The 11,328-nt window shown below is 56.3% G+C and carries 11 protein-coding genes, 1 tRNA gene and 1 pseudogene; 6 read left to right on the top strand and 7 right to left on the bottom strand.

All coding sequences use genetic code 11. The features are described 5' to 3' along the window. Positions 1-491: pseudogene (locus tag QZ517_RS18190) on the bottom strand (tRNA (N(6)-L-threonylcarbamoyladenosine(37)-C(2))-methylthiotransferase MtaB); the annotation flags it as partial. Further along, positions 488-1,342 (bottom strand): diaminopimelate epimerase, encoded by an 855-nt coding sequence (dapF, locus tag QZ517_RS18185; protein ID WP_294229827.1) that lies wholly within the window; start codon positions 1,340-1,342, stop codon positions 488-490. The pseudogene QZ517_RS18190 and the gene dapF, both read right to left, overlap by 4 nt. Before the next feature lie 105 nt (positions 1,343-1,447). On the opposite strand from dapF, the gene QZ517_RS18180 reads away from it, so the two are divergent. Beyond that, positions 1,448-1,523: transfer RNA gene (locus tag QZ517_RS18180), tRNA-Lys, on the top strand. Between the two features lie 137 nt (positions 1,524-1,660). Here QZ517_RS18180 and QZ517_RS18175 read toward each other — a convergent pair. The 5 genes from QZ517_RS18175 to fliF form a co-directional block, all read right to left on the bottom strand. Then, positions 1,661-2,614: a DMT family transporter gene (locus QZ517_RS18175; RefSeq protein ID WP_294229824.1), complete on the bottom strand. Its 954-nt coding sequence runs from the start codon at positions 2,612-2,614 to the stop codon at positions 1,661-1,663. Between the two features lie 89 nt (positions 2,615-2,703). Further along, complete coding sequence (gene fliP, locus QZ517_RS18170) at positions 2,704-3,441, bottom strand: flagellar type III secretion system pore protein FliP (RefSeq protein WP_294229821.1); 738 nt, start codon at positions 3,439-3,441, stop codon at positions 2,704-2,706. After that, positions 3,438-3,722 carry a FliM/FliN family flagellar motor C-terminal domain-containing protein gene (locus QZ517_RS18165; RefSeq protein WP_283424628.1) on the bottom strand — a complete coding sequence of 95 codons (285 nt, stop codon included), beginning with the start codon at positions 3,720-3,722 and terminating at the stop codon, positions 3,438-3,440. Before QZ517_RS18165 ends, fliP begins: the two co-directional genes overlap by 4 nt. Continuing rightward, positions 3,715-4,314: a hypothetical protein gene (locus tag QZ517_RS18160; RefSeq protein ID WP_294229816.1), complete on the bottom strand. Its 600-nt coding sequence runs from the start codon at positions 4,312-4,314 to the stop codon at positions 3,715-3,717. Before QZ517_RS18160 ends, QZ517_RS18165 begins: the two co-directional genes overlap by 8 nt. Continuing rightward, positions 4,314-5,960, bottom strand: coding sequence for a flagellar basal-body MS-ring/collar protein FliF (fliF, locus tag QZ517_RS18155; RefSeq protein ID WP_294229811.1), 1,647 nt, complete (start codon positions 5,958-5,960; stop codon positions 4,314-4,316). The genes QZ517_RS18160 and fliF overlap by 1 nt, the downstream gene beginning before the upstream one ends. Positions 5,961-6,083: 123 nt before the next feature. Here fliF and QZ517_RS18150 point away from each other — a divergent pair, with 123 nt between their 5' ends. The 5 genes from QZ517_RS18150 to QZ517_RS18130 are packed head-to-tail and all read left to right on the top strand — an operon-like array spanning position 6,084 to position 11,146. Further along, positions 6,084-6,578, top strand: a complete 495-nt coding sequence (locus QZ517_RS18150) for a flagellar basal body-associated FliL family protein (RefSeq protein ID WP_294229808.1) — start codon at positions 6,084-6,086, stop codon at positions 6,576-6,578. A gap of 11 nt (positions 6,579-6,589) precedes the next feature. After that, positions 6,590-7,222 carry a hypothetical protein gene (locus QZ517_RS20095; protein WP_366766344.1) on the top strand — a complete coding sequence of 211 codons (633 nt, stop codon included), beginning with the start codon at positions 6,590-6,592 and terminating at the stop codon, positions 7,220-7,222. 14 nt (positions 7,223-7,236) lie between these two features. After that, positions 7,237-7,908, top strand: coding sequence for a hypothetical protein (locus tag QZ517_RS18140; RefSeq protein WP_294229806.1), 672 nt, complete (start codon positions 7,237-7,239; stop codon positions 7,906-7,908). 59 nt (positions 7,909-7,967) lie between these two features. Further along, complete coding sequence (gene motA / locus QZ517_RS18135; protein ID WP_294229801.1) at positions 7,968-8,837, top strand: flagellar motor stator protein MotA; 870 nt, start codon at positions 7,968-7,970, stop codon at positions 8,835-8,837. Next, on the top strand, positions 8,834-11,146 hold the full coding sequence (locus tag QZ517_RS18130; protein WP_294229798.1) for a hypothetical protein: 2,313 nt from the start codon (positions 8,834-8,836) through the stop codon (positions 11,144-11,146). The genes motA and QZ517_RS18130 overlap by 4 nt, the downstream gene beginning before the upstream one ends. Positions 11,147-11,328 lie beyond the last annotated feature (182 nt).

Genomic DNA, 11,328 nt, shown 5'->3' with positions numbered 1-11,328 from the left:
TTGCCGCGGCCATAGGGAATGATGCAGAAGGTGCAGCGGTGATCACAGCCGTTTTGAACCTGCACATAGGCGCGTGACCGGGTGCCAAAACCGTCGATCAGGTGACCGGCGGTTTCGGTGACCGACATGATGTCGTCGACCTGAACCTTTTCTGTCTCACCAATGAAATCAGCCGCCATGCCCTGCCATGTGGCGGGGTTCATTTTTTCGGTGTTGCCAATGACCTTGTCGACCTCGCCCATGGCGGCAAAAGTTTCCGGCTCGACCTGTGCGGCACAGCCGGTGACAATGATCTGCGCATCCGGGTTGTCGCGACGTAGGCGGCGAATTTCCTGGCGACTCTTGCGCACGGCTTCGGCGGTCACCGCGCAGGTGTTCACGATCACGGCGTTCTCAAGACCGGCAGATTGCGCCATGTCTTTCATCGCCTCGGATTCATATGAATTCAGGCGACAGCCGAGTGTGGTGAACTTTGGCGGGGCGGCGGTCATTTGTGCCGCTCCAGAAATTCTGTGGTGAACTGACCGGACATGACATGTTCGGTTTCACCGGTCATCCAGACGCCATCTTCGGCCCAGGTGATCCACAGCGTGCCGCCATCCAGATCAATCTGGACTTCTCCGCCCGTCAGGCCACGGCGGGCGGCGGCCACAGCAGTAGCGCAGCTTGAGGAGCCAGACGCCAGAGTGGTGCCGACACCGCGTTCCCAGACCCGCATGCGGATGTGGTTTTCCCCGATGATCTGCGCAACCTGCACATTGGTGCGTTCCGGGTACAAAGGATGATGCTCGTGTGCCGCGCCGAAGGCCTCAAGGTCCACAGCCTGCACGTCATCAACAAAGAATGTGCAGTGCGGGTTTCCCATACCGGTCGCTGTGGGCGCACCTTCGATGGGCAGTTCCAACGTGTCCATTTTGTGCGCCAGAGGCACTTCATGCCACGCGAGTTGCGGATGTCCCATGTTCACAGAGACCAGACCATCACCAGCCTCGCGGGCAGCCAATGTGCCGCGATCTGTGGTCAGGGTCAGCGACTCAGCACCCGACTCATCCATCAGGTGACGGGCGATACAACGGGTGGCGTTTCCGCAGGCGGCGGAGGTGGAGCCATCCGCATTGTAAAACGTCAGATGAGCATCTGCGTTGCTACCCGCCGCACCATGAGTAATCACCGCAAGCTGATCAAATCCCACACCTTTTTGGCGGTGCGCGATGGCGGTTATCTGATTTTCAGTCAGCGCAAAGGCGCGCGCGCGGGCATCGACAACGACAAAATCATTGCCCAGCCCATGCATTTTCATGAACGCCAAAGGGGTTTCAACACGTGTATCCATTGGGCGCATATACGCCCGTTGAACATCCTTTTCCAGTATGGCGAAATTTTTCTTGAGAATCGGCTTGACCCCCTCGGTCAGTCGGCTTAGTAACCGCGCACCAACACAGAGAGTGGGCCGTTAGCTCAGCTGGTAGAGCAACTGACTTTTAATCAGTAGGTCGATGGTTCGAACCCATCACGGCTCACCACTTTCAAACAAAACCCCGCCATTGGCGGGGTTTTGTTGTTTTGGGGCACTGTAAAAATGACGTCGCCAGAGACTTTTGCAGGTTGGGCGACAAGGCAGCCGATCAAAGGCGTTGCCCCGAGACTTGGCCCCTATGCTTCAGGTGTTGTCATCGCGTTCAGGCCGGCGCAGGGCTTGGCTCACCCGGAAATTTCCGGGTGATAGGCCTCGGGATCGGGTGCGCAAAACAGGGGTTTGCTCAGACGTGCCGCCGGTGGCTTCACGCGCAATAATAAAGAGGCCACTGGTCACAATGACAGCCGCACCCAGAAGGGTTGCCATGTCCGGTGTTTCATCAAACAGCAGCACGCCAAAGAACACCGCCCAGATGATTTGCGAGTATTGCATGGGAGCCACCAAAGCAGCCTCGCCAATGGTGTAGGCCGAAACCATCAAAAGCGTCGCGATAAAGCCAAAGACAGCGACAATGGCGAATCCGGCCAAATCCGGCAAAGCCACAGGCTGATACACAAACGCCATCGCCACGGACATCGCCGCAACGCTGATCAACAGCGGATAAAGCATCAGCACAACGCGGCGTTCGTCTTGTCCAATTTTGCGCACAATAACGGATTGCAGAGCTGCTGTGGCGGCGGCCACCAAAGCAGCAAGGTGGCCAAAATTGAGCTCGGTGGCGCCGGGACGTACGACAATCATGACCCCGCCCAAACCGACAAGAACCGCCAACATCCGCCAGACGCCGACTTTCTCACCCAAAACGGGGATGGCCAAAACGGTGACAAGCAAAGGCGTGGAGAAAAGCAACGCGTAGACCTGCGCCAAGGGTAGAACAGAAAAGGCGTAGAAAGCAGCGGTTGGACAAATCACAACACAGAGCGAGCGCAGGGCGACCCACCAAGGATGGACAGGGCGCAGATTACCATGTGTGGGATCGCGCACCAGCATCAGGGTGATCAACGGGAAACTAAACAGCGCCGAAAAGAACACAATCTGAAACGGGGAAAAGGTCGCGCCGAGGTGTTTCACAACAACGTCATGAGTCGAATAGATTGCAAAGGCCAGCAGGGCCAGCAGGGTCGCTTTCAAATTCATGGGACTTCTCCGCGCTTGATTGCGCTAACGGATTGCACTTTCCGTTGTGTGCCACGCGCCGCTTCAAAAGGGAAGCGGCGCGTGAAGCGTTAGAAGTAACTGCGCACCAAACTGCCTGCGATCAGGCTCCAGCCATCTGCGATCACGAAAAACGAGAGCTTAAACGGCAAAGACACAATGGCAGGGGGCACCATCATCATCCCCATGGACATCAACACAGCGGCAACCACCAGGTCGATGATCAGGAACGGCAGGAAGATCAGGAACCCAATCTGAAACGCGCGGGCGATTTCTGAGAGCATAAAGCTGGGCACCAGCACAGACAGCGGTGCGTCCGGGCCGGGCTCTGTGTTCACAGTGTCAGGACGCAGGGACGCAAGGTGCGTGTAGGTGTCCGGGTCCAAGCGCGCGGCCATAAACTGACGGAAGGGTTCCGCAGTCAGCTCAAAGGCGGTTTCGATGTCGATCAGCTCGGCCATCAGAGGTTCAACCCCTGTGGTCCAGGCCTGGGTAAACACCGGCTCCATGACATAATAGGTCAGGAACATTGCCAGCGAGACCATCATCATATTGGGTGGCGACTGCTGCAAGCCAATGGCCTGACGCAGGATCGAGAGTACCGTCACGATGAATGGGAAACAGGTGACCATGATCGCAATCCCTGGCGCGAGGCTGAGGACCGTGATCAGAAGGAATACTTGAATGCTGCGTGCCGTCAGCGAGCCGTCTTCGGTGATCGGAAGGGACAGATCCTGCGCGGCGGCGGGGTCTGCCATAAAGAGAAAGACGGTGGAAAAGGTGACGGCAAGAATTGCCGCGCGGATCATCCCAAGCGGCTTTCGAATTCTGCCACTTCGGTCAGACGCACGGCCAACTGGCCTTCTTGTCCACCTTCCATTTCTTCGAGCTCGCCCCGGGCGATGAGTTTATCACCGACATAAAGTTCAACCGGATCATCCACGCGTTTGTCGAGCGCCAGAACGGAATTTTCGTTCATGTTCAGCAGATCGCCAATCAGTGGGCGCGCCTTGCCTACAGAGATGGTGATCTCCACAGGCACAGAGGTGAACGGGTTACCGGAATCGGGTTTGAGAGTTGGATCAGCCATTCTGGGCCTCCTTGCGTGTTTCATGTGTGAACGCGGTCATTGCGCCAGCGACGGCTTCCAGAACCTCGCTGAGATCAATCAGGCGTTCGCGTTGGGCAAACTCAAAACGCACCTGGCCTTCTGCCAAGCTTTCGTCGCGCACCACCTCAACGGGCAGCTTCTTGTCTTCGGGCAGCACGTCGATGACCGGCTGGTAACAATCCGGCGCCGTGGACAGCACCACGGGCGTCTCGCTATTTTCGCGCACAATCTTGTGCAGCTGTTCCACAGCCAAAGCGCCAACAGCCTGCCGGGCCAGCTCTGGCAGGACTGTCATAATGGCCTTTTCCACCGTGGGGGCGAGATCCGCGAGAATCGCCTCGCGGGCCTCGTGGTAGGTGAAGGAGAGGTCGTTCAAACGACCGGCAAGCGCGGCGGACACGCTGGCGTGCTCCTCAGATTTAGCGCTGATTGCGTCATCCCAACCCGCTTTATAGCCCTGCTCAAAAGATTCGAGCATTTCATCTTCATTGCCTTCATCCGGCACTGCGATAGGTTCAGGTTCAGGAGCGTTGATGCCGCCAAAATCCTCAAAAAGATGTGAAATCGACATCAAGCTTCCTCCCGATCATCCAGCCAGTGGCGGAGAATTTCGACGGTTTCTTCTTTGCGATCGCTGATCAGGCCACGCAGACGATCTGCGGCGTCAGATTGTGACATGCCGCCACCATCGCCGCCCAGCGCGGGCAATCCGCCGAGATCTGGCAGGCCACCGACGTCGCCGCCCATGTCCCCAATCGCCATTGGCATGCCCATATCACCGCCCATGTCCCCCATCATTGGCGCCATGGCCGGGAAATCACCGTCGTCGCCACCAAAGTCAGGCAGCATTGGAGCTTCACCCAGTTCGTTGAGCTCGCGGTTGCCGCTGCCGGCCAACAATGGGCGCACAACAAACAGACCCAGAACCAGCGCCACGATGGCCAGAACAGCGGTTTGAATAATCGACATCAAATCCAGCTCCATGCCTTTGAACATGGAAGATTCCGCCGTGGTGCCCATTGGCAGAACCGGCTGGAAGTTCATGGACTTCAGGGTGATGACGTCGCCTCGGTTTTCATCAAACCCAACAGCAGAAGCCACAAGTTCGCGCAATGCTTCAAGTTCTTGGTCTGGACGGGGTTCAACCACCGGCTCACCAAGATCATTTTCAGTTTGCGTGCCGTTGACCAGAACCGCCACCGTCATACGTTTTACCGCCCCTGGCTGACGCAGAATTTCACGCTGGGTTTCGGAGACCTCATAATTGATGCGCTCACGTGTTTCGCGGTTTTGGTTTGTGGAGCCAGAGTTTTCCGCCGCGTCGCCATCAGGCAAGTTGGAAGCCACTGTCACCTGACCGGAAGCATTCTGAGAATCGGTGCTGCGCTCTTCGGTGTCAGTGCTAATTGCCACCCGGCTGGCCGGATCAAAAATCCGTTCCGTGATGGATTCGGTTTCGGTTACGGTTTCAATGCTGACTTCAACAACGGCATTTCCCGGACCAACCCGCGCTTCCAACATGCGTTGCACAGCCAGGCGTGTTTCTTCTTCTTTGTTGTCGCCCACTTTGGTGGTGGTTTCGTCGGCCACGCCAACAAGACCGCCGCTGCCATCAATGACGGCAACATCTTCAGGTGACAGGCCGGACACAGCTGAGGCCACAAGAAATCGCAGGGCCTGGGCGTGTTTGTTTGGCAAATCTCCGGCAGGCGTGGTGATCGTCACGGAGGCGGACGGTTTGATATGCCGTTGAAATGGATTTGAAGACGCGTTGGCAATATGCACGCGGGCCTGGCTGATCAAAGGGCTGACAACAATAGTACGCGCCAGCTCGCCTTCTTTGGCGCGCCAGTAAGCTGCGTCAAACATTTGCGATGTTGTGCCAAAGCCGGACAGCGAATCGAGAAGCTCGTATCCCTGAGTCGTATTGGCGGGCAAACCTTCGCTTGCGAGCGTCATACGCAGCTCGTCGCGCATGCCGTTGGCCACATAAATTGAGCCTCCGCGCACTTCGTAAACCGCACCACGTTGTTCAAGGGCAGTCACGACTTCGCCGGCAGTACCGCTTTCCAAACCGCTATAAAGAAGGGACATTCCCGGTTTTGTGGCGACCCGACCCAATGACAATACGGTTGCAAAAACCGCAATGGTGGCCAACACGACGATCACCTTTCGCCGCATGTCCATACCAGTCCACATATTCAAAAATTGTTGCACGTCTGTTCTCCGTGGGATCGCACTTTCTGCACGACCGTCACAAACTGTTTCCCTCAACAGGCTTAACAATCGGTTAGTTTCTGTGTGGTTGAAGTTGCAGGGACAAAGAATTTGGAACCTGCGATGACTGACGAAAATGTCGAGACAGAGGGCGCACAGAAAAAAGCGTCAAAACTCCCTTTAATCATTGGGCTTGTGCTGGCTTTGGCTGGCGGCGGCGGCGGATTCTATGCCGTCTATTCGGGCATGATACTGGGAGATGATTCTGCTGAATTGGCCGAAGAATCGGCGCCAGCGGAAAAGATCGAAGCTCTACCCGACGTTGTCTACGTCGGCATGGACCCTCTTATTGTTTCACTGACGTCCAGTGGCGGGGCTGACTATCTGCGATTTCGTGCGCAGCTAGAGGTGCCCAGCGACCACCAGGAAGAAGTTGAGCGGGTGTTGCCGCGGGTTGTGGATGTGCTGAACGGCTATCTACGCGCGCTCAACACATCGGACATCGAATCGCCGGACGCCCTGGTGACCCTGCGGTCGCAAATGTTGCGCCGCGTGCAAATTGTAACCGGACCTGAACGTGTTTCTGACCTTTTGGTCATGGAATTCGTGTTGAACTGAGGAGTGTCGAGATGAACTTGATTGCAGATATCTTGTTGGTAGCCGGTGCCCTCGGGGCAGGCATTTATTGTTTTGTTCTGGCGCGGCGCCTGTCGAAATTTAATGATTTGGAATCCGGCGTTGGTGGCGCCGTGGCCGTTTTGTCCGCGCAAGTGGATGACATGACGCGCACGCTTAAGGCCGCACAGGTCACCGCCGGAAAATCCACGGAACGACTCGAAGCGCTGACACAGCGTGCGGAAGGAGTTTCTAAACGTCTTGAGCTCATGATGGCGGCCATGCACGACATCGAAGACGCCAAACCTGCAAAAGCCAAAGCCGCGCCAGAAGCGGAAACAACTGCTCCAGAACCCGCCAAGGAAGACGCCCCGGTTGCGGAGACTGTATCGGATGAGGTCGAGGCCGGAGCGTCTATTGAAACAGCTGACGACGAAGATTGGGCTAAAATTCAGGCCGAAGCGCTTGCTGCAGAGGAAGCCAAGTTGATCCGCCGCGCCAAGAAAAAAGCCAAAAAGAAAGCCCAGAAAAAGGCGGCCATGGCTTTGGCCGCAATGCAGGCAGAGGCCACACCAGCGGCCCCTAAACCAACGGCAGAGGCCAAAGAGCCGGAAGCCGGCCCCATGTTTAAACGCCACGTCGCCTAATTGGAGCGGATGCGATGAAAAAAGACGTCAAAAAATCCCGCGCCAAAGCAGCGGCCGAAACGCTGACCAAGCCGGGGGCTCCGGCTGTAAAGCCGAAAGCCAAGAAAAAAGTACGCCGGAAGCAGTCCAAAGGAAGTCTGTTTCTGATCGCGACGTTTTTGATTGCCTCCGCCACTGTGCGTGTGGGCATCAGCGCCAATGAGGCTATGGCGCGTGAAGAGCCGCTTTTTGACTCGCCGCTTGCCAATATGGCAAAGCCGGAAAGTTGTGAACCGCCTGAAGATCTACGCGAGCTGATGGCCGTATTCAAAGAACGCGAGCAGCGTATTGAGCAGCGTGAATCTGAAATAAAAAACCGCCTGCAGGCCCTGAATCTTGCAGACGGCGAGGTCACGCGCAAACTGGCGGCTTTGGAAGATGCAGAAGGGCGCTTGCGCGGTCTGATTGCGCTGTCGGAGACCGCTGCCGAAGACGATCTGCTGCGCCTCACCCAAGTGTATGAAACCATGAAACCCAAAGATGTGGCCGCTCTATTCGAAGAGATGGACCCAAAATTCTCTGCTGGTTTCATCGGACGCATGAAGCCGGAATCTGCTGCAGGAATCATGGCCGGCATGACTCCGGACGCGGCTTACACAATCAGCGTTATTTTGGCCGGCCGGAACGCAAATACACCCACCGAATGAGAACTTGTTAACCGGCGCCAGCCTATGGTCGCTAGGAAACGTGAATAGGAGTTTAGACCGTGATCGGCATTATTGGCATCGCTGTTGTTTTTATCATGGTGTTGGGCGGATACGTTCTGGCCGGTGGTAGTCTTGGGCCTATTATGAAGGCGCTGCCTTTTGAGATGATCATCATCGGCGGCTCCGGTGTTGGTGCCTTTCTGGTGTCAAACGATGGCTCCGTGGTGAAACACACACTGAAAGACCTCGGCAAAGTGTTCAAAGGTCCAAAGTGGAAACCGGAAGATTATCGAAACCTGCTATGTCTGTTGTTTGAGCTGATACGATTGGCCAGGAAAAACCCTGTTGCGATCGAAGAGCACATCGAAAACCCCGATGAATCGAGTATTTTTTCCAAATACCCGCGCATTATGGCGGACAAAGAAGCCATCAATCTGATTGCGGACACCATGCGTTCAGCCTCCATGAACTATGACGACCCGCATCAGGTGGAAGAAGTTCTGGAGAAGCGAATCGAAGCCAGCTTCCATCACGCCATGCATCCCAACCATGCATTGCAATCGTTGGCAGATGCGTTGCCTGCCCTTGGGATTGTTGCTGCGGTTTTGGGCGTTATCAAAACCATGGGTTCAATCGATCAGCCGCCCGAAGTTCTGGGTAAGATGATTGGTGGCGCGCTTGTCGGCACGTTCCTCGGGGTGTTCCTGGCCTATGGTCTGGTGGGTCCGTTTGCCGCGAAAATCAAAAGTGTGGTCGAAGATGAAGCGCATTTCTATCAGCTGATCCGTGAAGTGCTGATTGCCAACCTGCACAACCACTCGCCAAACATTTGCATTGAAGTGGGGCGTCAGAACACACCAGGTCACAACCGCCCGCAGTTTGCGGAGCTGGAAGAAGCGCTGGCCGAAGTGAAGAAGGAAGCGGCATGAAACAGCTTCTGCTTGCTGTTCCATTGGTTTTGGCAGCCTCTGCGGGGGCTGCACAAGACGTGCTCTTCCGGTCTGGCGAGCACGAAGATTTCACCCGTTTGGTGGCAACGCTGCCATCCTCAGAAACCGATTGGACCGTGTCGCGGGATGGGCGGTTTTACACCATCAAAATTGACGGTGACGCCGTTAACCTGCGCACCAGCACAATCTTTGACAAGATCCCCCGCGATCGGCTGGCCAATATCGTCGCCAATGACGCCGCTGGCGAATTGGAGTTGGAGCTGGCCTGTGCTTGTCGCGTGGTGTCAATTCCCTATGACGGGCGCTATGTGATTTTTGACATTCGGGACGATCTGCCGCCTGCGCAGAACGACGACCTGCCTCAAGTGCCGCTGTCGTTTGGTGAAGCTGTTGCAACAGAGAAACCTCAACGTCAGTTCCGGTTTTCCTCGATCGAGGCGGCAAAACCTACGCCAAAGCCTGTGCAGATGGCAGAAACAAAGCCCAAAGAAGATTACTCGGACCTGCTTGCGCTGGATAATTTTGTGGAGCGCAAAGCCCAGGTGCAAGTCTTGCGTGGCGACCTGATCAAACAAGTTGACCGCGCCGCCGATCAAAACCTGCTGCACGCCCAAACTCCGCCAGTCGGCAACGGGCTGGTTGGCAAGCCTGTGAAAATGGCGGAGTTGCCTGTACTGAACAGCTCTGATCATGTGCCGCCACAAGCGGCTATCGGACTGGAAGGCCAGGATCTCAATATCGTCGCCTACAACGTGATTGACGAAGTGGGGCGGGACATTGCTGCGCTTCTGAGCGGTCAGGTGGCCACGGGCATGTGTCTGCCGGACACCGCTGTCAACTTGGCAAACTGGAGCGGCGACGGCACGTTTGTGCAAGAACTTGGCCGTCTGCGCCAAGAAGTGGTGGGCGAGTTTGATCGCACCAACGAAGAGGCCTTGCGTGAGCTGGCACAGCTCTATGTGCATTACACTTTTGGTGCCGAAGCGCTGCAAATTCTGGAGCTTTTGCCAGAAAGTGGTGAAAACAGCATTCTGAGCGCAATGGCGTACATTATGGACGGTCACGTACCACCCGTCAGCAATGCGACCTTTGCAAATCAAGGGCATTGCTCTGGCAACACCGCGCTTTGGGCAGCCCTGTCCGGGGAAACGCTGGTTGGCGACAGTGCGGTCAAAGGCGCGCTGGACGCCTTGCAGAAAATGCCACTACACCTGCGGGAGTACCTTGGCCCCAAACTGAGCAACCGACTGGTGGCACAGGAGCAAACCGAGGCCGCAACGCTGGTGCTCAATGGCATTGAACGCACCTCACCGAAACCCGACGTGAACTACGATTTTGCCGAAGCAACTTTGAATGCGGAGCTTGGCAACACCGAAGAAGCTACAGAGGCGCTGACCGAAATTGCCACTCAGAATTCCGACATTGCGACCGCTGCCGTGATCGACTTGATCGACACCCATGTGAAACAAGGTGTGCCACCTTCCGCGGAGACCGTTTCGCTGGTGGGCGCGTTGGCGGTTGAACACAAGACCGGTGCCATGGGGCCGGACTTGCGCCGCGCCCACGCGCTGGCACGCATGTTGGAGCATGAATTTGGCCCAGCCTTCAAGATTATCAAAGACATCGAAACCCGAGACGGTGGCAAAGCCGCTGCAGAGGTGCGCACCCAGCTTGTGCTGGCCGTTTTGGAACATGCCGATGATTTTGAAGTGATTTCCTGGTCCATTCAGGAACGCCTCGCGGCACCGGGACGTATCTCATCGGACATTGCGCTGAAACTGGCACAGAAAACGTTTGAGATGGGATTCTTGGGCGAAACCAAGCGCCTGATGCAGGCGGCACAAACAGACATTCCGAGCGATGAGAAACGCGTCCTGAACGCACGTTTGGCCTTGGCGGAAGCCTTGCCGAAACGGGCCGAAGCAGAGCTTATGGGTATGGAAACTCCCCTTGCAGACCGACTTCGGGCGCGAGCAAAGGCCATGGCCGGGGATCACGCTGGAGCGGCCCGACTGCTTGCAAAACTTGGCGAGCGTGGCGCGGCGGAGACAGAAGCCTGGCTAGACGGCGATCTGGCCTCCTTGACCGCGTCAGAGAACGAGATCCTCAGACGGGCCTCGACACATCTCTTGCCCCCTGAGGAAACCGCTGAGATCGACGCCTCAACCGATCGTGTCACCCAGGGCATGCTTGCGCGCAACCGCGCCCTGCTTGAAGGCGCTGAAGAAAGCCGTGGGGTATTGGGCGATTTGCTGAACTTGCACAGCCTATCTGAGCCGTCTTCTTAATCACGGTTACCAAATCGTAAGAAAGCACCGATAGCTTGGGCCTCGAACTGGGGCAGAAAGCTATCGGTATGATAAAACAGTACGTTTTCAACGCGGTGACGCGAATCTATTGCGTCACGCCTAAGACTGCTCAGCGCGGTCTTAGGGGGCTTCTGGCAAGTCTCATCTTTGCCATCACCACA

This window comes from uncultured Shimia sp. (genome assembly GCF_913054185.1).
Lineage (GTDB): Bacteria > Pseudomonadota > Alphaproteobacteria > Rhodobacterales > Rhodobacteraceae > Shimia.
This window is presented reverse-complemented; position numbering and strand designations above follow the sequence as displayed.